Here is a 24,642-nt window from a genome sequence, read left to right on the forward strand (position 1 = left end):
AAAGTTATTATAACTTTTCGGAATTTTTTTCCAGATATTCCGCAACCCCTGCAGGGCTTGCATTCATACCGGTATCGCCTTTGTTCCAGCCGGCCGGGCAAACTTCGCCATGCTCTTCGTGGAATTGCAGCGCATCGACCATACGGATCAATTCGTCCATGTTGCGGCCCAGCGGCAAATCGTTGACCACTTGATGACGCACGACGCCGTTTTTGTCGATCAGGAAGGAACCGCGGTAAGCCACACCAACTCCTTCCGCTTCGACATCATAATCTTTGCAGATATTGTGAGCGATATCGGCCGCCATCGTGTAACGGACCGGACCGATGCCGCCTTTGCCGACCGGCGTATTGCGCCAGGCATTATGAGTAAAATGCGAGTCGATGGAAACGGCAATCACTTCCACATTACGGCTTTTGAATTCGTCGATGCGGTGATCTAGCGCGATCAATTCGCTGGGGCAAACGAACGTAAAATCCAGGGGATAGAAGACGATAACGGCATACTTGCCGCGAGTAGCTTCGGAAAAGTTGAAGGAATCAACGATTTGACCATCGCCTAACACGGCGGGAACGGTGAAATCCGGTGCTTGTTTACCAACTAGAACGCTCATCGTTTTTTCTCCAAATAGTTATGAAAAGCAAAGAGTTACCATATCAAGTTCAGCCACGCTAGCGTGGAATCCCTGCATTCTACACCAAAACGGTCGGAATTAATTATTTTTTCGAATCTTAAGGCCTTCATAAATTTGTCATTTTTTTCTTGCATTTGTCAGAACTTTAGGCATAATTTGTAATCATTGGATTACAAATATAGCGGCTGTACTCTTTCAATTATTAAAACTGAAGCCGCTACGTTTATAGGCAACCTAGCTTTACCGCTATTAGACTGATGTCGTTTTTGTGAGGGGTCACTTCCATGGCAAAAAATAAACACATTACCGAACCGGACGTATTCGGTTATCAAGTACGTATTGTCCGCCGCGGCAAAGAAAGCAGCCGGTATTTTTCCCATAAATTATGGGGAAACAAAGCCAAGTCCTTGCAGGCCGCCATTCTCTGGCGCGATCAGATGTTGGTCGTGCTGAAAGGCAGCAAGACCCGTTTTTTAAAGCCGCCGAAGAATAAAACCACAACCGGTGTCACCGGCGTCTCGAAGACGATCAAATACGATCATCGTAAGGATAAAAGCTACCTGTGCTATACCGTATTCTGGGTTCACAACGGCAAATCGAAAAATAAGACCTTCCAGGTCGGCAATATTGCGAAAATTACCGCGGACGACGAACTGCACGCTTTCCGTACCGCCCGCCTATTCAGAAGCTGCTACGAATACGCGATTGATAACGATCTGGAATTCGACGAAAGCAAATTTGCGGGCTGGAAGAAAAAACGACTCTACGAGGAAGAATCGCTGCGCGTTGTAGCCTAAAGCCGATCTCCCAGCGGGTTGCGCCGGATCAATTTCGCCGCCCAAACTTCCGGTCGGCTACCATCGCAACCCCTTATCCAACCCCGAAGAAGCCGCAGGCGGAAGGCTTCTTCCGAGCAGATAGGAGCTTCATGCCCGAATTCTGGCTCTCCGTCCAATCTCTGATCGAACGCTTACTGATTGATTCCGCCGCGTTACATCTCTTCGAACCGGCTCCTGCCAAGTATCGGCGGGCTGGATGCCCGCTCTCGCATCTTCCTTGCGCCCCTCCGGCCAGCCGTTTTTCACGGTTCTCGTCATATCCGTAACAATTCAGGTACCAGCGCACACAATGCCCGTCTCATTACCCAAGGTTAGCTATGCGCCATCAATTCGTTCGTTTTTTGCTGGATGCAGGGATAGAGGCCGGAGGACTGACATTATCTATCGTGCACCGAAAATGGCCTTCGCGTATTCGCCTCATAGACCGAGCTTGACGAAGCATATCCTTTAACCGCTCGTTTACAGAATGATTCTTTACCGGTCTTGTTTCGGGAAAAACCGAAAAACAAGCCCGGCCGAACGTCCGAATCCGATCTCATTCGATTTGTATAGGGTGTTTCGGCATTCGAGACGGTTTCAATACGCCTCAACCGAACTTTATCCGTAACAGATTCATATTATAATACGCAAATCTTCGCGGCGGCTTTGTCAAAGTTTCGCCATCCATTTTACTTTTTCAGCCAATATGAATACCCCGGCAAAACTCTTTACCGCTATCGTTGTTTCGCTGTTGAGCGCATGCGCGACCCAACCTACCCCGCAGCCGGATACCGCCGCCAAAGCAACCGAACCTAAACCGCAGGTTCGGCAAGAGGAACTGCCGCCCGATTATAATCCTTACATCGACCCTCCATTGACGATTATCAAAGACGGTAAATCGCTGAATTTAGTCAGAATCATGGACGGCGGGATCTGCAAAAACGAGCTGCAGGGAGCCAGTGGTTCATTCTTGGTTTATGCGGACCCGCACGACATCGACCGCATTAAGCAGGAAAAGCCGAAAGAAATTTTCCAAGATTTTGAAACCAAAATACAAAATCTCTCTACCGACATTTTGCAACAGGCGATCGATCAGACCAATTTGACGGACGACCCGTTTTCCCTGGACGATGACGTGATGCAGGAAAAACTGACCGAACAATTAACAAAAAACTTCCATAAAGCTGCAGCCGGTCCCCTCTCGGCTTTTATTCGCGAGACGACGTTAACGATCGAGGTTACGCCCTTTCCTCCTTCGCTCACTTTTTATCAGAAAGGCTGCGATATGAGCCGTTTCACTCAGTGAACACTGCCGAAAAACCAATCCGTCGACTTTTTCGGCCATTTACTGCGGAACGTTAACGCGACACGGGTCATTAATCCGCTACTGTCTCACCGAGCGATTCCCGACGGACGGCTCCCTCTGCATTTTTTTCGATTTGTGCAAGCCTTTCGATATACACATTACGGTAAATACGCTGAGGCTGCCTAACAAATTGATGACTACCATTGATTTCTTGAACATGACCATGTCCTTCTATCGGATAATTTCAACATAATGTTTTGCGTTGTACGCTGTAAATTTCTGTGGCGACAAGCTCTAAGTCTCTTGTATTTACTAAACAATGATTTTTGTGAAAAGTTTCACGTAATTCTTCTTTTTCACCGTCGGCAATTCATATTTCATATGAATCAATCGTTTGCCTACCGATAACGCATCTTTGCCGAACTCCCCCGACATTCCCGACCACCAGCGTCCAATATAATTCTCCGGTAGAGATGGCAAATGGTTTACAATCCTCCTGTCATCCAGTAGGCAGGAGGTTGATCATGGGCTGGCGCGAACGCAAACACGAAGAAACTTATTCAGATAACGAAGTGGAAGAGCGGCTGAAGGAAGAATTGCCGCATTGGTATCTCGAAAATGGCTGGATACGCCGCAAATACAAAACCAGCGGCTGGAAAGGCACGCTGATGGTAGTCAACACGGTCGGCCATCTGGCGGAAGCCGCTTTTCATCACCCTGATTTGACCGTTTCCTATGCTTTCGTGATCGTCAAGTTGATGAATCATGCCGCCAAAGGCATTACGAATAAAGACTTTGAGCTGGCACACAAGATAGAAGAAGTGGTGATGTGGCAGCCGGGCAAGGAAGGCGGCGCTTTGGAAGGAACACCGGACGATCCCCGCTTCAAATACATTAAATACGACTGATCGGCGCGAGCCGCGCTTTTTGGAAGGATACGCTACAGGCTTGCGGCGCGCCGCAAGCCTGTAACTTCCGGAACCCGTTACAGCGAGTTAACCGAATTCAGATCCATGAAGGCCTGCTGCAGGCGACTGACCATGCCGAGCTCGCCTTCCCGCTGCCACACACGCGGATCGTAGTATTTCTTGTTTGGCTTGTCGTCGCCTTCGGGGTTGCCGATCTGGCCTTGCAGGTAACCTTCATTTTTCTTGTAGAAATTCATGATGGCCTCCCATGTTGCCCATTGGGTGTCGGTATCGATGTTCATCTTCACGACGCCGTAGCTGATCGATTCCGCAATTTCTTCCGGAGTAGAGCCCGAACCGCCGTGGAAAACGAAATTCAGGGTTTTGGCCGGCAAGCCGAATTTCTCCGACACATATTTTTGCGAATTGTCCAAAATTTTCGGAGTCAGTTTGACGTTACCCGGCTTGTAAACGCCGTGTACGTTGCCGAACGAAGCCGCGATAGTGAAGCGGGGACTGATCTTGCTCAGATGCTCATAGGCATAAGCCACGTCTTCGGGCTGCGTATAAAGCTGGGAATGATCCACGTCGGAATTATCCACGCCATCTTCCTCGCCGCCGGTTACGCCCAGCTCGATTTCCAGCGTCATATCCATTTTGGACATGCGCTTCAGGTATTCGCCGCAAATCTCGATGTTTTCTTTCAGGCTTTCTTCGGAAAGGTCCAGCATGTGCGAGCTGAACAGAGGCTTTCCGGTTTCCGCGAAACGTTTCTCGCCGGCATCCAGCAGTCCGTCAATCCACGGCAGCAGTTTTTTTGCCGCATGGTCGGTGTGCAGAATAACCGGCACACCGTAATATTCGGCCATCAGATGCACGTGCTGGGCACCGGAAATGGCGCCCAGAATCGCGGTTTTCTGGCCTTCCAGCTTCAGACCTTTGCCGGCCACGAAAGATGCGCCGCCGTTCGAGAACTGGATGATTACCACTGATTTGGCTTTCGCCGCGCCTTCCAGCACGGCATTGATCGAATCGGTATTGATCACATTGACTGCCGGCAGCGCCATGTTATTTTCTTTGCAGATCGCAAACACTCTCTGCACATCTTCTCCGGTCACAACGCCGGGTTTAACTACATCTAAAATTTTTTTCGACATAATGAATTGTTAACAATGGTTAAGCTGAGGTGCAAAAGCATCCTGCCACATTTTTATCGGACAAAAGAAACCGGCACCGGACTTGCCGATGCCGGGAACTTCAGCGACTTACGCTTCGACGGCTTCCGGTTGATTTTCCAACTCGGCCAGACGCTTGGCCAACAGCTCTTCCAGAGATTCCAGAGCTTTTTCAAAACCGATGATGCCTTCGGACAGCTTGTCTGTCGCCATGCGGTTTTCTTCATGCATGCGGTCGAATGTCGCGCGGTCCATCGTAATTTTTTCGATCGCCATGCCGACGGATTTCGCAGGATCCAGCTTGCGCGGCAGCTCGCCTTCGGTCGATTGCAGCTCGGCCAATAAAGACGGCGCGATGGTCAACAGATCACAACCCGCCAGTTCGGTAATCTCACCAATGTTACGGAAGCTCGCGCCCATAACTTCGGTCTTGTAGCCGAATTTCTTGTAATAATTATAGACCGAGGTCACGGAAACGACACCCGGGTCTTCTGCCGGCGCATAAGAATCGCGGCCGGTATCTTTCTTATACCAGTCGAGGATGCGTCCGACGAACGGAGAAATCAGCGTGATGCCGTTTTCGGCACAGGCAATCGCCTGATGCAGGCCGAACAGCAACGTCAAGTTGCAGTGAATGCCTTCTTTTTCCAGGACTGCCGCCGCCTGAATGCCTTCCCAGGTTGAAGCGATCTTGATCAGTACGCGTTCTTTGGAAACGCCGGCCGCCTCATACTGAGCAATGATTTCTCGGCCTTTTGCGATAGTCGCTTCAGTGTCGTAGGACAGACGCGCATCGACTTCGGTTGAAACCCGGCCCGGAATGATTTCGAGAATTTTCAATCCGAATGAAACCGCCAGGCGGTCAAACGCCAAGTTAGCCACTTCAGCCGGGGTCGCGCCGCGCCCCAGCGTATTGCGCGCACCTTTCAAAGTATCGTCGACGATACTTTGATATTGAGGCATTTGGGCCGCCGCGGTGATCAGCGAAGGATTGGTCGTCGCATCGCGCGGCTTGAAGGTTTCGATCGCCTGAATGTCCCCGGTGTCGGCGACGACTACGGTCATTTCCCTGAGTTGTTCCAATAAGTTCTTAGCCATAATGTGCACCTTAAATGAATAATTATAATTAAAAAACAAATGCCTTCCCAATATTATCACAACTCGTATTTGTACGAAACTACTGAATGATTCAATTCTGAAGGCGGTTTTTGGCGCCAATTCATCTACAAGATAGACAAACGCAATATATTGAAAGGATCTAGGGGGGTTGCGGCGCTTTACCAGTCGACTCCATGGCAGAGATCGATTGACGGGAAGGCGGAATAATGAATAGCCCAAGCGACATGCACCGCAATAGCCCTATCGACTTATCGCGCCGTAAAAGCCCGATGATATGTTTTAAAGACAAACTCTGAAAAAGTTAGTTCTAGCTTCCCACTTGCCCGAACCAAACTTCGACCATGGTGACCAGCGGACCGGAAGCATGAGCCTGTGGTCCAAACGAACACAAGCTCAAATATCCGCTTGCCGAATCAGGCGGTTTGCTGAAGGTACTTTTCAACGCCCGTGGGCTTTTTACCTGCTTTTTTCGCCGGAGCCTGATGCTCGCTGATATATTTCGAAACCCGGGTAGCCTTCGCTTTTTTAGTTGTGACGGCATCATCTTCGACCGCTTCCGCCGCAGGAATGAACTCGCCTTCCAAGCATCTCTCGGCCGGTACGAAGACAGGATCAGGACCCTCATGGTCCGCCGTGTTCTGACGGCTCAGGTATTTAGCGACTCCCGTCAACACAAATTCTTGAGGAACGGATTGCTGCGATACGACGGTATTGCCATTGACGATCGGCGCCTGTCTGGAAAGGTATCTTGTCACACCGCTGGTTTTAGCCGATGCGCTTGGAATCGATATTCTCTGCCTGATCAGATATTTGGCAACGCCTGAAAACACAGGTTTGGTTTTTGCAAGCTGCGCCTGCGCTTCCAGATATTTGGCAACGCCGCTGACAGCCGGCTTCGGCTTATAATAGACCCGGCTTTTTGCCAGATATTTGGCGACGCCGCTCTGGCGTGGCTTCAGGCTATCCCGAACGACTTGCTGAGCGATGTACTTGGCAACTTTGCTGACCGGCGGTTTTTGGCTCTCAATTTCGGCCTGTTGCTGAAAATACCGTCCGACGCCGGTTTCCGTAGGTACTTCCGGAGCCTCTACAGGTTGCGGGTCTTCCACAACGGCTTCCGGTTGAGCCGCCGTTGCCGCGGCTTTTTCGGCCGCAATACGCGCTTCCTCTTCCCGATAGCGCTCGATCAGCTTCTGCGCATCGAGCCTTCTTTGCAGCAAATCCTGTTCGGCTTGGTATTTCGCAACGCCGGTCAATGCGGCAAGTTTCGCTTCGGCAATTTCCTGACGGGTGATGTACCGGCCGACCGTAGTACGCTTCGGCAGATATTGGGTCTGGATGATTTGTTTCGCGACATATTTCGCAACACCGCTGGCGGGCATATGGCTGTCGAAACGCGCCAGATATTTGCTGACGCCGGTGACGCGCACCTCTTCCCGCCCTTTGATCGCCTGCACCACCAAGTATTTGCCGACACCGGTAGCCGGCTGTGATTTATTTTTTTTCACATACCGCGCTACACCGGACTCCGGAGGCCGGGCGCTCAGATAGCGAGCGACACCGGTACTGGCCGCAACGACCGGCATGTTCTCGGCCGCTCCGGAAGATTGTTCGTAAACATCACCGGAGTGAGCCAATGATTGCTGTTTTCTTGTTTCTGTTTTGGATCGCTTACCGAAGGGATACAATCCCTCGACCAAGCTGATCAAGTAAGCCTGATCCATCCATTACCCCCGGTCGCGCAGATATTTTTCGACACGGGAAACCGGCTTTGATGGCGTACTTTCGGAAGCCTTCTGACTTTCAACCCCCGTCGATGGAGCGGCTGCGGCAGCGGATTTGACTTGTTTTTCCAGGTATCTGGAGACGCCGGTTCCGGCTTTGCGGTTCAGATATTTCGCTACGCCGGTCGCACCGCCTGCAGCCGGACGCGCCGAACCATTCGGCGCATGGCCTTCAGGCTGCGCTTGCTTCTTGAAAAAGACCACTCCGACGAACGCCAGTACTGCCAAACCGATCAAATAAATGAAGTTGGACTCTTCTTTTTTGGCTTCGGCCGCAGGCTTCGCTTCGACCGCAGGTTTGGCTTCTTCCGCCGCAGCGATTGCCGGAGCTGCCGGCTGGCTTACCGCAGCAGGCGCGCTTTCTTCGACAGCTACATTCCTCGGTCTGCCGGCAGGCGCGGCATCGGCTGCAGCAGGTTTGTAGTCAGAGTCCGAATAGACGACCTTCGGCTGGAAGTCAGATGCCGGATATTGTGAGTCCGCCGCTTTGGACACCGCCGGAGCGGATGCCGCCTGATGCTTGTATTCGGGATCCTGATAAATCACCTTCGGCTGAAAATCGGAAGCAGGATATTGAGAATCCGCTCCGGCAACAGAGCTGGCCAACAGTAAAGCCGCAAAAGCACCGTTCGTTATATTTATAATTTTCACGTTGTTCACCCTAATAAGTCGTAGTATGTGGATCGGGATCCTGAACGCAGGGATTATGCCTCCGCCCGCGCCCAAGATCTCGTCAACCGACGGGATGACAGGGCCATCCCGTCTTTTTTCAATCAAAGTACAGCTTCCACGTTTTTGACTACGTTTTCAACAGTGAAGCCAAACTCCTTGAAAAGTTGTCCGGCCGGCGCCGATTCACCGAAGTGATCGATACCGACGATCTTGCCGTTGCAGCCGACATATTTCCACCAGAACTCGGTTACGCCGGCTTCGACGGCAACCCGCTTGGTAACGGCCGACGGCAATACCGATTCACGGTATTCCGCATCCTGCGCATCGAAAACGTTGGTGGACGGCATCGAAACGACACGGATCTTCTTATCTTTCGCGCCGAGTTCTTCCGCCGCTTTCACTGCCAATTCGATCTCGGAACCCGTCGCGATGATGATCGCGTCCGGCAGCCCTTCGCAGTCTTTCAACACATAACCGCCGCGGGCAATCAATTTGATCTGCTCTTCGCTGCGCGGAATATGCGGCAGGTTCTGCCGCGAGAACACCAGCGTCGAGGGGCCTTCTTTACGCTCGATCGCTGCACGCCAGCAAACGGCTGTTTCGACTGCGTCGCAAGGCCGCCAAACGTGCATTCTCGGAATCATCCGCAAAGTTGCGGTTTGCTCGATCGGTTGGTGCGTCGGACCGTCTTCGCCCAGACCGATAGAGTCATGAGTGAAAACGAAGATCGAACGGATCTTCATCAACGCCGCCATCCGCAATGCATTACGCGCATATTCGGAGAACATCAGGAAGGTTGCGCCAAACGGGATCAGACCGCCGTGCAGGGTAATGCCGTTCATGATCGCGGCCATCCCGAATTCGCGTACACCGTAGTTCACATAGTTCGCATCCGGCTTGCTCGCGCGCATCGGTTTATGACCCTTCCATTCGGTCATGTTCGAGCAACCGAGGTCGGCCGAACCGCCGAAAATTTCCGGCAGCAATTTGGCATAGCCTTCGATCGATGCCAGAGACGACAGACGGGTCGCGGTAGTTTTCGCTTCGGCGTTGACGGCAGCGACAAAGCTGTCCGCATCCGCTTGCCAATTGGCAGGCAGATCGCCGTTCATCCGGCGTTCGAAATCGACCGCCAGTTCAGGATGCGCCGCTTTGTAAGCCGCAAACGCCTCATGCCAGGCTATCTCCGCAGCACCGCCTTTCGCCTTTGCATCCCAGCCTGCATAAACATCCGCAGGCACTTCGAACGCGTCGTGATCCCAGCCCAGAGCCGCTTTGGTCAGATTGATTTCTTCCTGACCCAATGGCGCGCCGTGGCAGGCATGAGTGCCGGCCTTGTTCGGCGCTCCGAAACCAATCGTGGTCTTGCAGCAGATCAGCGTCGGCTTGTCGGTCATCGCTTTCGCAAACTCGATCGCTTTATTGATCGATTCCGCGTCATGGCCGTCGACATCCGGAATGACATGCCAGCCGTAGGCTTCGAAACGTTTCGGAGTGTTGTCGGTGAACCAGCCTTCGACGTGGCCGTCGATCGAGATGCCGTTGTCATCCCAGAACGCGATCAGGTTGCCAAGGCCCAGCGTGCCCGCCAGCGAGCAAGCTTCATGCGAGATGCCTTCCATCAAGCAGCCGTCGCCCAGAAACACATAAGTCTTGTGGTCGACGATTTTATGATCGTCCTTATTGAAATGCGCGGCCAGAGCTTTTTCGGCAATCGCCATGCCCACCGCATTGGTGATGCCTTGTCCCAAAGGACCGGTCGTCGTTTCAACGCCAGGCGCATAGCCGTATTCCGGGTGGCCTGGTGTTCTCGAGTGCAATTGACGGAACTGTTTCAGATCTTCGATCGACAAATCGTAACCGGTCAGGTGCAGCAGGGAATAAATCAGCATGGAGCCGTGGCCGTTCGACAACACGAAACGGTCGCGGTTTGGCCATTTCGGATTGGCCGGGTTGTGGCGCATATGATCGTTCCACAAAACCTCGGCAATATCCGCCATACCCATCGGGGCGCCGGGATGACCCGAATTTGCTTTTTGAACCGCATCCATGCTCAAAGCGCGAATGGCGTTAGCTAAAACACGGCGCGAAGCCATAGTCTTCTCCTTCGTTGGTATAATGATGTTGAGTTAATCAGCCTATTCAGCGTCACTTGATTGGGTCGCCAAACGCATGAGAAAAGAACGGGCAGCCTGGGCCGCCCGTTCTTGGTTTTCGCTATTCCAGGTTAGCGTGCCTTTCTCTCATGACTTCTTCCGGGATACCCTTCTCATGGATGATATGAGAAATGGTGGCTTCCAGAAAAAACAGGGTGGACAGTTCGAAAACGGTACCCATCGGCATGCCGACCACTTTGCCGTATTGTTCAGCCTGGCCGATTTGGAAAACCGCATCGGCCATGTCGCCTATCGTCGAGCTGCTCTTTGCCGAAATCAACACAATGTCCGCGCCGACTTTTTTCGCGCTTTTCGTGAAGGCTATCAACTGCTCGGTTTCGCCCGAGCCTGAAATGATAATCAACAGGTCGCCGCTTTTGATGCTGGGCGTGACAATCTCGCCCACAACACTGACATCGTAACCGGCGTGCACCAGCCGCATCGCAAAAAAATTGCCGACGAGCTTGGAACGACCGGCGCCTGAAACAAATATACGCTTGGCATTATCAAGCATCCGGGTCAGGCGCTGATCGTGGGAAGAATCGGTCGCCGACAGAATGCCCGAAATTTTGTCTATGATGAGTTGCTGATGCATCGTTATACAGCTTCAACCAATTCGCGGATTTCGCGCGCTGCGTCAGCTGGGGATGGAGCGCCGTAGATGGCAGCGCCAACAACGATGATGTTCGCACCGGCTCTGACAACGTCTTGAACGGTCGAAGCCTTGATGCCGCCTGCGACGGAAATTCTAACGTTCAAACCCAATCTGGCGATGTCGTTCAGGTCGCCGAACGGAGTGTGGCCGGCCGCTTGTGCGTCCAGACCGGTGTGTACACCCATGATGTGAGCGCCGGCTTCCGCGCAAGCGCGTGCGCAAGCCACTTTGTCTTCAACGTTGATCAGGTCGATTTGTGCTTCGGCGCCGTGTGCGTTGGCCGCTTTGATAACGCCTTTGCAGGTAGCCAGACCGGATACGCCCAGCACGGTGCAGATGTCGGCGCCGGCCGCATAGAAAGGGGTCGCTTCGTATTCGCCGGCGTCCATCGTTTTCAGGTCGACCAGCAACAGTTTATCCGGGAATCTGGCGCGCAGGTCCTTAACCAGATTGACACCGTTGTGTTTGATGCAAGGCGTGCCGATTTCGAAAATGTCGACATGAGGCGCGACGGTTTCCGCCAACTGGATGGTTGCGTTGTAGTCCAGAGAGTCCAAAGCGATTTGAATTAATGGTTTTGCCATGTTATTGCTCCAATGGTTTGTTATTGTAATAGGTGGGTTACCTGTTAATGCGAACGCTACTGTAAATTAGAAAGGGGAGTCATGTCAATGATCCTTGCCGAATACAGCCGCGGCCTTTTGGGCTGGTTTGAAAACCAGCCTGTACGTGGATCATTTGTCCTTAAAATTTGGCAATTTTACTCGACTTTGCTGTAGTTGTCTTCTCAATCCCGGCACGATCCAGGGCGATCGCGCTATGTCAAAAACAGCGGCTTTTCGCCCTCTTTTCCCTTCGAGAGAGGGTTAGAGTGAGGGGATTCAAATGGCTTATCTACATTCCGCCATCCTTTTCCCTCTAACAAAATAGGAAAAACAGGATTTTTTAGAAGGAAAAAGTCCTTTTAATCCCCTCCCTTCTCACTCCACCCTCTCCCGGAGAAAGAGGGATTTCACGCACCAAACCGGCATAGTGCGATTGCTCTGTTGCACGATCTCTAACCAGTTCTTTTGTTTCTTTTTTCCTCGGGCAAGCATCTTTCAACGCCTCGTAACGTTTTGCCCAGGCCCGGTTGACGATGGCCGCATTCTGCTTGGCTTGCTTCCAGCAAACGGACTGGACAAGCGCCTGAAGTTTATGCCAAGCTGTTGCGCTCGGCTTGAATACCCTATCTCCACCTTAAAATTATAAAATAGGGCGAGCGGACGATCCTTGATTCTAACCATTACTCCGGCACACCCCAGCATAAGGGGAGCAGCGCAGCAGATCGTCAACACCGCGAACACCTGCGAGTTATTCATGAAGAGAAATAACAATGGAACCTTTTAATAACATCCGCGCGATGATCATCGACATGGACGGCGTGCTCTGGCACGGCTCCGTTCCCCAGCCCGGATTGTGCGCGTTTTTCGAAACTCTGCGCGATCTCGACATCCGCTTCATCCTGGCGACCAACAACGCCAGCCAGACGCAGGATCAATATGTCACGAAACTTGCCGGCATGGGCGTCGCCGTTTCGAAGAATCAAGTACTCACCTCCGGCATGGCGACCGCCCTGCACCTCGCCGAACTCCATGACCCGGCTTCGACCCGCGTGTTCGTGGTCGGCGAAGACGGCGCCCTGGAGCCGTTGCGCGAGCAGGGATTTACCCTGACCGGCCTTTACGAGCTGCCCACGCCCAAGACCCCTGATGCGCAAGGCGCGGACATCGTCGTCTGCGGCAAGGACTCGACCCTGACCTGGGCCAAGCTGGCGACTGCGACGCTAAACATACGGGCCGGCGCCAAATTCGTCGGCACCAACGGCGACACGACGCTGCCGACCGAGTACGGAACCACGCACGGCAACGGCGCGATTCTGGCCGCACTGACCGCCGCGACCGGCGTCTCGCCGACGATCATCGGCAAACCCGAACCGATCATGTACCGCCAGGCGATGAAACTTTTGGGTTCCGATCCGGCCGAAACGATTGCGATCGGCGACCGCCTGGAAACCGACATCCTCGGTGCGGTGCGCACCGGCATCCGCAGCCTGATGGTGCTGAGCGGCATTTCGAGCGAAGAAGACCTTCGCGCTTCCGATTATCGGCCGACTTGGCTGATGCCCGACATCATCGCCGCCACCGAAGCCTTGCGCCGCCAAGCCACTCTACAGCCGGAGCCACACTCATGAAAAAATTCATCAACGTCCCCGACAGCCTGCTCGAAGACAGCCTGAAAGGCTTTGCGAAAGCCCATGCGGATATCGTCGAACTGAACCTCCAGCCGCACTTCATCAAACGCCTGCAGCCGGCCAAGCCCGGTAAAGTCGTACTGATTTCCGGCGGCGGCTCCGGCCACGAACCGCTGCATAGCGGCTTTGTCGGCCTCGGCATGCTCGATGCGGTCTGCCCCGGACAAATCTTCACCTCGCCGACGCCGGATCAGATGCTGGCCGCAGCGCAGGCGGTCGACCAAGGCGCCGGCGTGCTCTTCATCGTGAAGAATTATGCCGGCGACGTGATGAATTTCGAAATCGCGGCCGAAATGTTCGAAGCGCCGAACGCCACCGTATTGGTCAACGACGACGTGTCCCTGCCCAAGACGCACAGCATCGGACGGCGCGGAGTGGCTGGCACGCTGATCGTCGAAAAAATGGTCGGCGCCGCCGCCGAAGCGGGCGCCGATCTGGCCGCCTGCAAAGCGCTGGGCGACCGGGTCAATGAGGCCACCGCCTCGATCGGCGTCGCACTGACCAGCTGCACGGTGCCCGCGCTCGGCAAGCCGACTTTCGAGCTTGGCGAGAACGAAATGGAAATGGGCGTAGGCATCCACGGCGAGCGCGGACGCGAGACGGTTCCGTTACAAAGCGCCAGCGAAATCGTCGAACAGTTGGCGCACGCGATCGACGAGGAACTGAATCCGCAACCCGGCCAGTCCGTGCTGCTGCATGTGAACGGCTTCGGCGGCACGCCCCTGATCGAACTGCATCTGCTTTATCAACTGGCCGCCCAGCACTGGGAGAAACGCGGCCTGAAGATCGCCCGCTCCCTGGTCGGCAATTTTACCACCTCGCTGGACATGGCCGGCGCTTCGCTGACGTTGACAATGCTGGACGAGGAACTGATCCGACTCTGGGACGCGCCGGTCAATACCGCCGCGTTACGTTGGGGCTGCTGAAGACGCAAGCGCTTCCGCAATCGCCGAAATCATCAACTGCGCGGTTTTCGCGCCCGCGTCGAGATGGCCGAGCGTACGCTCGCCGAGAAAAGAAGCCCGGCCTTTGGTCGCGAGCATGTTGCGGGTCGCCTCGACGCCAGCTTCGGCGGTCCTGACGATCTCGGCCAGCGACTCCTTCAATCCTTCGGAGGCAGCGGCCGATTTTTGCAGGCTTTGCGCGGCCGGAATCAGTACATCGAGCATCGTTTTTTCGCCCGCATCCGCCCTGCCCCGCAGCTTGACCGACTCGACGCCCTGCGCGAATGCGTCTGCAAAGCGCTGCCGGTCGACCGGTTTGTCCCGCAGCGATTTGCTCATCGCCACGAACAAGGTCCCGTACAGCGAACCGGAAGCCCCGCCAACCGTCGACATCAGGGTCATCCCGATTTTCTGCAATGCCCCTACCCAATCCGTCTGCGCGATTTCCGCGCTCTGCGCCTGCAGCGCATGGATGCCGCGCTGCAAATTGACCACATGATCGCCGTCGCCGATCGCTTGGTCGAGTTGGGTCACTTCCTCGGCATTTTTTTCGATCGTATCGGCGACCGCCTGGATCAGACGGGGCAAAATTTCGGGACTGACATTCATTCTAACCTCCATGAAACAAGATTTTCTCGTGCTACCGTCCCTATGCTGCGCTTGCAAAACGACTTCGGTTGCGCAACGGCTCGAAATCGGCAGGGGGACGGCTACGGTTTTCGATTAGAATAACGCTCATTTTGTTGCGCTGTCCACTCCAAGCACCGATGAAAAAACCGCTGATTGACGTCGATGTCCTCTGTATCGGCCATGCCTCCTACGACCTGGTATTCTCGGTCGACCACCACCCGGCCGCGGACGAAAAAACCTTTGCGGACGGCTTTATCGACTGCGGCGGAGGGCCGGCCGCGAACGCGGCGGTGATGGTCGCAAACCTGGGCTTGAAAGCCGCTTTCGCCGGCTACCTCGGCGCGGATGTCTACGGCGACAAGCACCTGCAGGAACTGCACGACCACGGCGTCGATACCCGCCTGGTCGTGCGCGGCGCCGTCCCCACGCCGATCTCGACGGTGCTCGTCAAACCGGACGGCAAGCGCGCGCTGATCAACTATAAAATCGGTACCCATCCCCTACCCGCCGATGCGCTGGATTTCAGCGGCATCCGGCCGCAAGTGGTACTGTTCGACGGCCACGAGCCCCGCGTTTCCGTCCCCTATTGCCGGGAACTGCGCGGCCTGCAAATTCCGACCGTACTCGATGCAGGCTCTCTGCACGAAGGCACGCAGGCACTGATGACCCTGGTCGATTACCTGGTCTGTTCGGAAAAATTCGCCCTACAGGCCGTAGGATCGGTCGAACTTGCGCTGGGCCGATTGGCTGATATCGCTCCGAACGTCGTAATCACGCTCGGCGAAAAAGGCCTCTCCTGGCGCCGCGGCGCCGCGCAGGGCTTCATGCCCGCCTTCAAAGTCGCCGATGTCGATTCGACAGGGGCCGGCGATGCGTTTCACGGCGCCTTCGCGGCGGCCGTCGCGCAACGGATGGATTGGGAAGATGTGCTGCGTTACGCCAGCGCGGCCGGCGCGCTGTGCTGTACGAAGATGGGCGCCCGCCCCGGCCTGCCGACACGGGCCGAGCATAGCCGCCTGCTCGCTCAACACACTGACCCGGCGTAGGGTACGCTGTGCGTACCTTTTTTGAAGCAAGAATATTGGTTGTTGCTTTGAATTCAGGTACGCGTAGCGTACCCTACGACACCTAACCGTTTTTACCATTCAATTCTCTTCATCATCAGAAAACCCACTACATCATGAAAACAAGAGACAGACGTCAGGGCCTGATCGTCGTCAATACCGGCGAGGGCAAAGGCAAATCGTCCAGCGCGTTTGGAATGGCGTTCCGCGCCGCCGGCTGGGGCATGAAAGTCTGCGTGATCCAGTTCATCAAAGGCCAGTGGCAAACCGGCGAGCAAAAAGCCGCCCGGCGTTTCGACAATATCGAATGGCATGCACTCGGCGACGGCTTTACCTGGGACACCAAAAATCCCGAACAGGACATCAAGACCAGCCGCGAAATCTGGGAGTTGGGCAAACGGAAAATCCTGTCCGAAGCGTTCGATGTGGTCGTTCTGGACGAGATCAATTACTGCTGCGGCTATGGCTGGATCAGCGGCCGGGAAATCGCCGAATTCATCGAACGGCACCGGCCGCGCTGGATGCACCTGATTTTGACCGGCCGCAACGCGCCGCCCGAAGTGATTGCGATCGCGGACACGGTCACCGAAATGACCCAGGTCAAACACGCCTTTGAAAAAGGGATCAAGGCGGAACAAGGAATAGAATTCTAGGCCTTGTTTTTCGGGATCCGGCACTTTGCATTGCCGGAAAAGCGCAATTCGCTTAGAATTCGTAGGGAAGTTAACCGGGCGACCGGGCCAAGCCTAACAGGGATAATTCATCAATAACAAATCAGAGGTGCCAAATGAGTGAAGAGACCGAAGAAAAAATGAGCGACGCTACCAAGCTGATGTGGGCCGTGATCGGCGTCTTTGTCATCGGTTTTGTCGTCGTTGCGGTCAGCAAGCAGGAATCGCCGCAGCAAGTCGAAGCGCAGTCGATGCTCAGAAACTATGTCGCGATCCAGCAAATGGCCAACCAGAAATGTCCGGCCGCGATTCTGAAAGAAACCGGCGAAGAAGTGTTCTTTCCCGCCGAAGATCCTCAAACCGACAAGGAAACCTATATCACCCTGAAATGGAAGGGCGAAAAGAAATTCAAGGAAGCCTCCTGCACTCTGCACGGTTCGCTGGGCGGCATTTCCGAACTGGTCATCGACGGCAAGACCCTCATCAAAAAACAAATCTAAACGGCCGTTTCGGTTCCGGAAGCCATGTTAAATATGGCTTCCGCTTCATTCCCGCCAGTTAAGCTTCCAACCGTTGTATTATCCCATTGTGTTTCTCGAAGGGGTAGGCAACCCAAGGTAACCGCTCGTATTTCATTATCCCGGTTTAGGAAGCCGATGACGTTCGTTCGACCGGGCACATCGGCCGGGAGACGCAAAGTTTCGTCCTGGCCTGCCCAGCATAAAGCCCAACAGGAGCGGGAACTAAAGCCGCTTTCGTCAAGGGAGAAGACATCCCGTTCACGCGCCGCTTCGCGCGCGATACCGAAACAATAAATACTGAAACTGATCCCTGTCATTCGATTACTCGCTCGAATACCGAATAAAAAACTTTATCGAATAAAGCTTACTCGGCAGCACGACTTTAACGATTCCGCCTTCCCATACGGAACGATTTTTTCCTTCCCATACGGATAGTTATTCTATCCATTCCTTATCATTAATCCTTCTTTTTTACGCGTTTACAATTATTTTTTTTACTGTAAAGTAAGATACACTGATAATTAACGAATATATTAACTAAATTTCTCAAATTAAAACAAAGATTTTCATATCGTTTTTAAACCGCTTTATTCAAGAAAAAATGATGCAGACTCATTCTCTGCTGTTTTAAACGTACTTATATTCAATAATTTCAACCCTATGCGAGGTAGAAAAAATGGCTTCCAGAAATCCCAAAGTCACCAAGGACGACGCTTCGGTAGAGCTAGAACCAACTCCGGGTCAAGAAGGGTTTGAGCAAGAGCGGGTCCTGTCCGTCTATCAAGAAGATCCGGAAATGAACTTCGACCGCGAAGCCAGAATTGCCCAGCTGGCTTATTACAAAGCGGAACAAAGAGGATTCGAGCCGGGGCATGAATTGGAAGACTGGTACTCTGCAGAACGGGAAATTAATATTCCGCAAGGATAGCCGATCAATATCGGAATAAAATAAAAAACTCGCCTTCAAGTAAAATAATTAATCTGCGAACAATGATTATTTTATCACCAAAATTAGTGACATCAGAATGAATAGAAATATGACATCCTTATCTTTCATCACGATTTACTATTTTATTAAAAAGACTCAAGCGCCATTCATTGCATTCGAATTACCTCTCGAATGAAACAATACCGTTAAATTAATATAAATCTCGTCTTTCCGGCAGTACGGAAATAAGAAAGGCTGCGTTAGCTTAACGGTATTAAAGATTTTTCGAATACAACAAACTCGGTCATCTTAATGACGAACTGTCGATTAAGCGCCTTAAATCCATATTCCACTTCGCCGCCGCTGGCTGGCAGAGAGGCTATTTTATTATGCTTGCATATGACTCCAATCCACAACAGAATTCCCTGCTCAATGCGCTGCCCCGGCATACCCAGGAGCGGCTGTCGCCGATGCTGGAACTGATCCAGATCAAACAGGGCCAGGTGCTTTACGAGTTGAACCATCCGCTCTTTTATGTGTATTTTCCCACCACTTCCGTTATTTCCCTGCTGAATCTGCTGGAGAACGGCACTTCCGCCGAAATTGCCGGCGTCGGCAACGAAGGCATGCTGGGCGTATCCCTGTTCATGAGCGGCGAATCGATGCATAACCTGGCGGTCGTGCAAAGCGCCGGCCATGCCTATCGCCTGAAAGGCAGCATCCTCCGGCAGGAGCTCAACCGTTCGGGCGGCCGCCGCGACGGCATGCTGCAAAAATTATTGCTGCACTATACCCAGGCTCTGTTTACCCAGACCGCGCAGACTGCGGTCTGCAACCGGCATCATTCGATAGAACAGCAACTGTGCCGCTATCTGCTCTCGACTCTCGACCGGCTCCCGTCGAAAGAACTGGCGATGACCCAGGAACTGATCGCGAACATGCTCGGCGTCAGGCGCGAAGGGATTACCGAAGCCGCCGGCAAACTTCAGAAAAAAGGCCTGATCAACTACAGCCGCGGCCATATCACCATCATCGACAGGCCAGGGCTGGAGAACCAGGCCTGCGAATGCTACAAAATAGTGAAACAGGAATTCAAGCGCTTATTGACTCACTATTACCCGCAAGTTTCCTCCGATTTTATCTCGCCTCCCCGCACCCTCCATAAAGTCATGCCGGCCCGTTATATTCATAAATAAATGACCGCAACGGCCTGCTCCTTTGAATGGGCTATTCCACGGTGACCGATTTCGCAAGATTTCTCGGCTGATCGATATCGGTGCCTTTCAAAGCCGCGACATGATAAGACAACAGCTGCAAAGGGATATTGTAAACGGCGGGCGAGAGATGGTTTTCGACCTGCGGCACCTTGATAATCTTGAAGTTGCCGGCCTCAACCGCCGATGCGAGCCGTTCATCGATGAACACGATCAGTTGCCCGTCCCGGGCGCTCACCTCCTCCATATTGGCTTTCAGTTTTTCGAGCATGTGGTCGTTCGGCGCGACCGTAACGACCGGCATCCCCGCATCGATCAGCGCCAGGGGGCCATGTTTCAGCTCGCCCGCCGGATAGGCCTCGGCATGGATATAGGAGATTTCCTTCAGCTTCAGCGCTCCCTCCAGCGCGATCGGGTAATGGCTTCCCCGGCCTAAAAACAACGCATGATGTTTCTCGGTGAACTGTCTCGCCAAATTTTTGATTTCGTCATTCAGCTGCAGAACTTTTTCGATTTCGGCCGGCAGATTGAACAATTCGGCGGTAATTTGGCGTTCGAGCGCCTCGGACAGTCCGAACCGCCTTCCAAGCGCGATGACCAGCAACATCGATACGGTCAGCTGCGAAGTAAAGGCTTTGGTCGAGGCTACCCCGATTTCGGGACCCGCCCGGGTCATCAATACCGCGTCGGCCTCTCTGACCAGCGAGCTTTCGGGCACATTGCAGATCGCCAGCGAATATTTCGCCCCCCGTTTTTTGGCTTCCTGGAGCGCTGCCAGCGTGTCCGCAGTTTCGCCGGATTGCGAAATGGCGACGGCCAGGGTGTCCGGGCCCAGTATCGGCTCCCGGTAACGAAACTCGCTGGCGATTTCGACGCTGCAGGGGATCCGGGCCAGTCTTTCAAGCCAGTAGCGGGCAATCAGGCCGGCATGGTAACTGGTGCCGCAGGCCACGATCTGCACGGCCCTGACGGCATCGAAGATTTCGGCGGCACGGCGTCCGAAAGCGCTTTCCTGCAGCCGGTTATCCACGAATCGACCTTGCAGCGTACGCGCGACGGCAAAAGACTGCTCGAAAATCTCCTTCAGCATGAAATGGCGGTATTCGCCTTTTTCGATCGAGTCGGCCGTTAACAGGCTTTCCTTTACCGGACGTACCGCTTTCCGGCCATTCCTGTCGAAAACCGTTACGCCGCTCTGACGAATCGCCGCAATATCGCCGTTTTCCAGAAAGATGAAGCGTTGCGTGACCGGGAGCAAAGCGGCCACATCGGAGGCGATGAAATATTCGCCGGCCCCGACCCCGATAACCAGGGGGCTGCCTTGCCGACAGGCGACCAGAAGACCCGGCTCGTCGTTGCTCATGATGCCCAGGGCATAAGTTCCCTCGAATTTGGGGATGGACCGCTTGACGGCATTCAAGAGCCCGTCCGTATGGCGCAAGGCGTCGAAAATCTCGTTCACGATCACTTCAGTATCGGTTTCCGAAGCGAACACATAGCCGTTTTTCAGCTGCTGCTCCTGCAGTTGCCGGTAATTTTCGATAATGCCGTTATGCACGACGGCGATCTTGTTCCGGCAAATATGCGGATGCGCATTCTCGGAACTCGGTTTGCCGTGGGTGGCCCAGCGGGTATGCGCGATGCCGGTACAACCGGAAATCGGATCTTCATCCAGGAGATCCTGAAGATTCTTGACTTTACCCTGCATGCGCTTACAGCATATCCCCTGCTCGCCGATAACGGCCAAACCGGCCGAATCATAACCCCGGTATTCCAGCTTTTTTAGTCCGTCCATTAAAATGGGGACTAAATTACTTTTAACTACACCGCCTACAATTCCACACATCCGTACCCTCCTTTCTGGTGCATAGGCGGATCGCCTATCGGCATCCGCCCTACTTTGGAAGCCGCGTAGTAAGGCGGAACGCGCCAGCGGTTCCGCCGGAGAACGACGACTCACCGGCAGGTCGCCTGCCGGCATCTACTTTTGCCTATCGGTCCCTCTTACCTGGCACCCTGCGAATTTCTCATCTTATGTTTAACGGCATTGCCGGCCCGTATCCCGGAAACCTGTGCTGAATATTACATGATTTGCATAAACGAATAAGCTGATTCGACAACAGGTTACCTGTCGGTACCTGTGATTTTCCGGACGATTGCCGGTTTCCGCCGTACCCGCGATTCGTTAAAAAATACCGCCATTCCGGCATAGGCACAGGACACAAAAGAAATGCCGAAACCAGCCGCCTCGCTGGCAAGTCCGATCATATCCCTATGAACTGGATCCGGATCCACCCCTCAATTGCCCTAACTTCCGCATCCCTACAGATTCCTAAAAATTCCCCTTGTGCCCTGTGCCTATGCAAGTATGACGGTAAATCGAATGACGGGAGTTTTCCTACAGCAAGCTTTTACTGCAATGCGATAGATTAAGTATCTTATTCTCTTTTTTATAGACTAATTATTTATTTCAATGTAATCGGTACGCTAACGCACATAATCACATCCAACCCGATTTTGCGAAATAAAATTCTTCCGCTTCATAATCATCGAAATATTCTTTATCGGAAAGACGATTGGCCGAACCGATAACGGAATATCGATCTATTGAATAACTTTTTTCATGGCCAGGCTTTTGGGTTCTTTTAAAATTCTGACTTATCTCCAACGTGCCGTGGCCTTTCAGATAGCCCACCATTCTAGGATGGGCGTGTTTTTCAGATCCGCTACAATACCTTTTATTAGGGTCGTTAAACACGTTGCCTTCTACAATAAAAATACTTTTTTGCTTAGCAGACTCATTTAAAAAATGCCCCAAATATCTTCTCAAATTCCCCCCGATGAATACTACTTTCATTCTTCTTTTCGGGACCCAGACCAGTTGGTAGCCGCCATGCACGCGCCCGGGGATATTTCTATATCGATTCATAGCATTCCTTTATATTGAAGTTCCGCGCGCCTGTATAAACAAACGGAACAAAAAAGAATCATTTTTGCAACGCATTCCTGAATCCTTGAGGGATAAAGTAGCGTTAGCGTTACAGGAAATCGGTGCGGTTCCGCACATACGCGATTAATTTCTGCACAGCCCCCGGCATGAAACGGCAAAAGCAGCTCCGTAGGGTACGCTGTGCGTACCTTTTATCTACAGTTGCCCCACTCCGCGGTTCGTGGACGCGGGACGTGGGAACTATGGGGAACGTTATGATTGACCCCATCCTAAAGAGCTGAACCTTTCCTGCGGCCGTTTTTCAAACAAGGATGGGGTTTTTTGGAGAGAATCAATGCCATCCCTAAACAAAAATTCATACTCGGCCATCCCTTTCGTTATTTTCGGCATTATTCTGATCACTGCGCTCTTTTTGAAATACTTCGAACCCCGCTTGCCGGAAGTTTTGCAGAAATGGGCGGAGCATATGTCGATCGCGCTGATCGTTGCGGTGATCATAGGATTGACGTATGAATATACTTCGCATCTGTTCCGGGAAGAGATTCTGAAAAATCTTCTGCACGAGAGCCAGGAACAGGTTTACCAGGCATTGAAGGCCTACAGCGTACTGACTCCGGATGAAGTTTTTCATTTGTTAAAGGAAATCGCCAGCCAGATTAATCAAACACCCACGCTTTTTTATCCGGCCCGCCCGGAGGGAAATGAATATACGTTTACCGAGAGCCTCGAGTTTTTCGATACGCTCGTCAAAATGCGCCCGAAGGAAACTGTGAAGATACTCGGCACCTGGATAGAACCGAAAAGCCACAAGAACTTGAAGTATCTTGCCAGCGATTTCATCGGCAAATATCAGCTTTCCGAAATTGCCGAGGAACTTCGACGGCAGGCCGAACCGATCCTGCATGCGGGCGATCTGACGGACGACAATCGGGGATGGGTGCTGAACTACATCTGGGCTTATTCGCGTTGCGAGAAGCCGATCTATAAGCTTCTCGGGGAAATCATGCGCGCCACCACGGATCACGAAATAGAAAAATGGATCCTTTTTCTTCCGGTTCAGATGCCGTCCCTCGAATTTGCCAATATGATCAACACTTATCTCGAACGGGAAGCGCCGATCGCCGAAGATAACCTGTTATTGGTCATTCAAGCGGTCGCCTCGCTGCACCGCGCGCAGGTCGCCGACGGCATCGCGATGCTGAAAAAGTTTCCGGACCGCTTCGGGCCTCACAATCAGGAAGATGTGGAGCGGATCTGGCGGAATTACGCGCTGGTGCCGGAAGAGTTGAAAAGCATTTTTTTGCCGGCGGATACGCCATCCAATCCTTAGATTCGCAAAGCCAGCCTTGCAACTCCTTAGCCTGTAGAGCGGATTCGCACCAGCAGTCCGCCTTGTGGGACATCGCGACCGATGGACTTCCTGCGTCAGCCCATCCTACCGTACTACGCGGGGTGTGGGGACGAGATGAAAATCAATACTCCCACCCACCCGACACCGAAAGCAGCGAGCCGGTGATGATTTCGGGGCTGTCGTAAATCAGCCAGGCGACCGTTTTGCCGATTTCCTCGGGCATCACCGGCCGGCCGTAAGGAATCTGCGCGGCCATCGCCTGCCGTTCCTCGGCGCCGATGTCCTGGTCTTCGGTCAGGCCGGGGCAGATCGCGTTGACCCGCACCTTGTCCGGCGCCAGCGCCGCCGCCAGGCTTTTGGTCAAGGCCGCGACGCCGGTTTTGGCGGACGAGTAACCGGCCGACATCGGCCAGGGCTTGATGTTGTCCACGCCGGAAAACGCGAAATTGACGATCTGCCCCCGGCTAAGCCGCAAGGCGTCCAGCGCGTAATGGCAGGTATGGAAACACGAGTTCAGATTCAGGTCGATGTCGGCCAGCCAGTCCTCGGGAGTAACTTCCAGAATGTTTTTGTAAACGTAGGGCCCGACCCCGTTGACCAGTCCGTCGAGCCGGCCGAAGCGCTCCAGCGCATGAGCGATCAGCGCCTTCGCGTTACCGGGCCGGGTCAGGTCGGTTTGACAGAAACTGTACTCGCCGCCCCGGGCATCCAGCCAGGCGGCCAGCACGTCGGCCTTTTGCCGGTTAGCGTGATAATGCAGCACCAGCTGCGCTCCGCGCTCGGCCAGCGCTTGGCAGACAGCCAGCCCGATGGCCGACGTGCTGCCTGTAATCAATAGCGTCTTCATCT

Annotated in this window: 23 protein-coding genes; 11 read left to right on the top strand and 12 right to left on the bottom strand. The window is 53.4% G+C overall.

From position 1 onward, the window contains the following. Positions 1–7: 7 nt before the first annotated feature. Positions 8–613 (bottom strand): peroxiredoxin, encoded by a 606-nt coding sequence (locus METAL_RS16745; protein WP_005374194.1) that lies wholly within the window; start codon positions 611–613, stop codon positions 8–10. Between the two features lie 305 nt (positions 614–918). Here METAL_RS16745 and METAL_RS16750 point away from each other — a divergent pair, with 305 nt between their 5' ends. From METAL_RS16750 to METAL_RS16760, 3 genes are all read left to right on the top strand, one after another. Then, a complete protein-coding gene (locus METAL_RS16750) occupies positions 919–1,431 on the top strand; it encodes a hypothetical protein (RefSeq protein ID WP_005374195.1) in 513 nt (170 codons plus the stop codon). A 940-nt stretch (positions 1,432–2,371) separates the two neighbouring features. Continuing rightward, complete coding sequence (locus tag METAL_RS21710; protein ID WP_245549404.1) at positions 2,372–2,758, top strand: hypothetical protein; 387 nt, start codon at positions 2,372–2,374, stop codon at positions 2,756–2,758. Positions 2,759–3,282: 524 nt separating this feature from the next. After that, a complete protein-coding gene (locus METAL_RS16760; RefSeq protein WP_005374200.1) occupies positions 3,283–3,666 on the top strand; it encodes a 4a-hydroxytetrahydrobiopterin dehydratase in 384 nt (127 codons plus the stop codon). Positions 3,667–3,743: 77 nt separating this feature from the next. On the opposite strand, the gene fbaA is transcribed toward METAL_RS16760, so the two are convergent. From fbaA to hxlA, 7 genes are all read right to left on the bottom strand, one after another. Beyond that, positions 3,744–4,823 carry a class II fructose-bisphosphate aldolase gene (gene fbaA, locus METAL_RS16765; protein WP_005374202.1) on the bottom strand — a complete coding sequence of 360 codons (1,080 nt, stop codon included), beginning with the start codon at positions 4,821–4,823 and terminating at the stop codon, positions 3,744–3,746. Positions 4,824–4,931: 108 nt separating this feature from the next. Then, the gene (locus METAL_RS16770; RefSeq protein WP_005374209.1) at positions 4,932–5,939 is read right to left on the bottom strand and encodes a transaldolase; all 1,008 of its coding nucleotides are present in this window, start codon (positions 5,937–5,939) and stop codon (positions 4,932–4,934) included. A 434-nt stretch (positions 5,940–6,373) separates the two neighbouring features. Then, positions 6,374–7,597, bottom strand: a complete 1,224-nt coding sequence (locus METAL_RS20135) for a hypothetical protein (RefSeq protein ID WP_157203369.1) — start codon at positions 7,595–7,597, stop codon at positions 6,374–6,376. Between the two features lie 90 nt (positions 7,598–7,687). Further along, positions 7,688–8,521: a hypothetical protein gene (locus METAL_RS20140; protein WP_005374216.1), complete on the bottom strand. Its 834-nt coding sequence runs from the start codon at positions 8,519–8,521 to the stop codon at positions 7,688–7,690. Next, entirely contained in the window at positions 8,518–10,512 is a 1,995-nt protein-coding gene (tkt, locus tag METAL_RS16785) for a transketolase (protein ID WP_005374217.1), read from the bottom strand. Before tkt ends, METAL_RS20140 begins: the two co-directional genes overlap by 4 nt. Positions 10,513–10,633: 121 nt before the next feature. After that, on the bottom strand, positions 10,634–11,167 hold the full coding sequence (gene hxlB, locus METAL_RS16790; RefSeq protein WP_005374218.1) for a 6-phospho-3-hexuloisomerase: 534 nt from the start codon (positions 11,165–11,167) through the stop codon (positions 10,634–10,636). 2 nt (positions 11,168–11,169) lie between these two features. Then, positions 11,170–11,811: a 3-hexulose-6-phosphate synthase gene (hxlA, locus tag METAL_RS16795; RefSeq protein WP_005374219.1), complete on the bottom strand. Its 642-nt coding sequence runs from the start codon at positions 11,809–11,811 to the stop codon at positions 11,170–11,172. 791 nt (positions 11,812–12,602) lie between these two features. Here hxlA and METAL_RS16800 point away from each other — a divergent pair. Together METAL_RS16800 and dhaK are read left to right on the top strand one after the other, a co-directional pair. Further along, positions 12,603–13,460 (top strand): HAD-IIA family hydrolase, encoded by an 858-nt coding sequence (locus METAL_RS16800; RefSeq protein ID WP_005374220.1) that lies wholly within the window; start codon positions 12,603–12,605, stop codon positions 13,458–13,460. Next, complete coding sequence (dhaK, locus tag METAL_RS16805; RefSeq protein WP_005374221.1) at positions 13,457–14,446, top strand: dihydroxyacetone kinase subunit DhaK; 990 nt, start codon at positions 13,457–13,459, stop codon at positions 14,444–14,446. Before METAL_RS16800 ends, dhaK begins: the two co-directional genes overlap by 4 nt. On the opposite strand, the gene dhaL is transcribed toward dhaK, so the two are convergent. Further along, positions 14,429–15,073 carry a dihydroxyacetone kinase subunit DhaL gene (dhaL, locus tag METAL_RS16810; RefSeq protein WP_005374223.1) on the bottom strand — a complete coding sequence of 215 codons (645 nt, stop codon included), beginning with the start codon at positions 15,071–15,073 and terminating at the stop codon, positions 14,429–14,431. The genes dhaK and dhaL overlap by 18 nt on opposite strands. 158 nt (positions 15,074–15,231) lie before the next feature. On the opposite strand from dhaL, the gene METAL_RS16815 reads away from it, so the two are divergent. From METAL_RS16815 to METAL_RS16835, 5 genes are all read left to right on the top strand, one after another. Then, positions 15,232–16,140, top strand: a complete 909-nt coding sequence (locus METAL_RS16815) for a carbohydrate kinase family protein (RefSeq protein WP_005374225.1) — start codon at positions 15,232–15,234, stop codon at positions 16,138–16,140. Between the two features lie 134 nt (positions 16,141–16,274). After that, on the top strand, positions 16,275–16,811 hold the full coding sequence (gene cobO, locus METAL_RS16820) for a cob(I)yrinic acid a,c-diamide adenosyltransferase (RefSeq protein WP_005374227.1): 537 nt from the start codon (positions 16,275–16,277) through the stop codon (positions 16,809–16,811). Between the two features lie 134 nt (positions 16,812–16,945). Continuing rightward, on the top strand, positions 16,946–17,329 hold the full coding sequence (locus METAL_RS16825) for a hypothetical protein (RefSeq protein WP_005374229.1): 384 nt from the start codon (positions 16,946–16,948) through the stop codon (positions 17,327–17,329). Between the two features lie 697 nt (positions 17,330–18,026). Continuing rightward, complete coding sequence (locus METAL_RS16830) at positions 18,027–18,278, top strand: DUF2934 domain-containing protein (protein WP_005374231.1); 252 nt, start codon at positions 18,027–18,029, stop codon at positions 18,276–18,278. 389 nt (positions 18,279–18,667) lie between these two features. Beyond that, positions 18,668–19,474, top strand: a complete 807-nt coding sequence (locus METAL_RS16835; RefSeq protein ID WP_005374232.1) for a Crp/Fnr family transcriptional regulator — start codon at positions 18,668–18,670, stop codon at positions 19,472–19,474. Between the two features lie 31 nt (positions 19,475–19,505). Here METAL_RS16835 and glmS read toward each other — a convergent pair whose 3' ends face one another. Together glmS and METAL_RS21190 are read right to left on the bottom strand one after the other, a co-directional pair. Next, on the bottom strand, positions 19,506–21,338 hold the full coding sequence (gene glmS, locus METAL_RS16840; RefSeq protein WP_005374235.1) for a glutamine--fructose-6-phosphate transaminase (isomerizing): 1,833 nt from the start codon (positions 21,336–21,338) through the stop codon (positions 19,506–19,508). A gap of 654 nt (positions 21,339–21,992) precedes the next feature. Beyond that, the gene (locus METAL_RS21190; protein ID WP_169740942.1) at positions 21,993–22,349 is read right to left on the bottom strand and encodes a hypothetical protein; all 357 of its coding nucleotides are present in this window, start codon (positions 22,347–22,349) and stop codon (positions 21,993–21,995) included. Between the two features lie 427 nt (positions 22,350–22,776). Here METAL_RS21190 and METAL_RS16850 point away from each other — a divergent pair, with 427 nt between their 5' ends. Continuing rightward, positions 22,777–23,772: a hypothetical protein gene (locus METAL_RS16850; RefSeq protein WP_005374239.1), complete on the top strand. Its 996-nt coding sequence runs from the start codon at positions 22,777–22,779 to the stop codon at positions 23,770–23,772. 142 nt (positions 23,773–23,914) lie between these two features. Here METAL_RS16850 and METAL_RS16855 read toward each other — a convergent pair whose 3' ends face one another. Beyond that, positions 23,915–24,640 (bottom strand): SDR family NAD(P)-dependent oxidoreductase, encoded by a 726-nt coding sequence (locus METAL_RS16855; protein ID WP_005374241.1) that lies wholly within the window; start codon positions 24,638–24,640, stop codon positions 23,915–23,917. Positions 24,641–24,642 lie beyond the last annotated feature (2 nt).

Source organism: Methylomicrobium album BG8, from assembly GCF_000214275.2.
In the GTDB taxonomy this organism is placed as follows: Bacteria; Pseudomonadota; Gammaproteobacteria; order Methylococcales; family Methylomonadaceae; genus Methylomicrobium; species Methylomicrobium agile.

Bases quoted from the DNA above. Each gene is read 5' to 3' on its own strand.
- METAL_RS16800 (WP_005374220.1), top strand. From the start codon at position 12,603: ATGGAACCTTTTAATAACATCCGCGCGATGATCATCGACATGGACGGC.
- METAL_RS16835 (WP_005374232.1), top strand. From the start codon at position 18,668: ATGCTTGCATATGACTCCAATCCACAACAGAATTCCCTGCTCAATGCG.
- hxlA (WP_005374219.1), bottom strand. From the start codon at position 11,811: ATGGCAAAACCATTAATTCAAATCGCTTTGGACTCTCTGGACTACAAC.
- dhaL (WP_005374223.1), bottom strand. From the start codon at position 15,073: ATGAATGTCAGTCCCGAAATTTTGCCCCGTCTGATCCAGGCGGTCGCC.
- METAL_RS16850 (WP_005374239.1), top strand. From the start codon at position 22,777: ATGCCATCCCTAAACAAAAATTCATACTCGGCCATCCCTTTCGTTATT.
- METAL_RS16750 (WP_005374195.1), top strand. From the start codon at position 919: ATGGCAAAAAATAAACACATTACCGAACCGGACGTATTCGGTTATCAA.
- METAL_RS16760 (WP_005374200.1), top strand. From the start codon at position 3,283: ATGGGCTGGCGCGAACGCAAACACGAAGAAACTTATTCAGATAACGAA.
- hxlB (WP_005374218.1), bottom strand. From the start codon at position 11,167: ATGCATCAGCAACTCATCATAGACAAAATTTCGGGCATTCTGTCGGCG.
- METAL_RS16745 (WP_005374194.1), bottom strand. From the start codon at position 613: ATGAGCGTTCTAGTTGGTAAACAAGCACCGGATTTCACCGTTCCCGCC.
- METAL_RS16830 (WP_005374231.1), top strand. From the start codon at position 18,027: ATGGCTTCCAGAAATCCCAAAGTCACCAAGGACGACGCTTCGGTAGAG.
- METAL_RS16770 (WP_005374209.1), bottom strand. From the start codon at position 5,939: ATGGCTAAGAACTTATTGGAACAACTCAGGGAAATGACCGTAGTCGTC.
- METAL_RS16815 (WP_005374225.1), top strand. From the start codon at position 15,232: ATGAAAAAACCGCTGATTGACGTCGATGTCCTCTGTATCGGCCATGCC.
- fbaA (WP_005374202.1), bottom strand. From the start codon at position 4,823: ATGTCGAAAAAAATTTTAGATGTAGTTAAACCCGGCGTTGTGACCGGA.
- dhaK (WP_005374221.1), top strand. From the start codon at position 13,457: ATGAAAAAATTCATCAACGTCCCCGACAGCCTGCTCGAAGACAGCCTG.
- METAL_RS16825 (WP_005374229.1), top strand. From the start codon at position 16,946: ATGAGTGAAGAGACCGAAGAAAAAATGAGCGACGCTACCAAGCTGATG.
- cobO (WP_005374227.1), top strand. From the start codon at position 16,275: ATGAAAACAAGAGACAGACGTCAGGGCCTGATCGTCGTCAATACCGGC.
- METAL_RS16855 (WP_005374241.1), bottom strand. From the start codon at position 24,640: ATGAAGACGCTATTGATTACAGGCAGCACGTCGGCCATCGGGCTGGCT.
- glmS (WP_005374235.1), bottom strand. From the start codon at position 21,338: ATGTGTGGAATTGTAGGCGGTGTAGTTAAAAGTAATTTAGTCCCCATT.
- tkt (WP_005374217.1), bottom strand. From the start codon at position 10,512: ATGGCTTCGCGCCGTGTTTTAGCTAACGCCATTCGCGCTTTGAGCATG.
- METAL_RS21190 (WP_169740942.1), bottom strand. From the start codon at position 22,349: ATGAAAGTAGTATTCATCGGGGGGAATTTGAGAAGATATTTGGGGCAT.
- METAL_RS21710 (WP_245549404.1), top strand. From the start codon at position 2,372: ATGGACGGCGGGATCTGCAAAAACGAGCTGCAGGGAGCCAGTGGTTCA.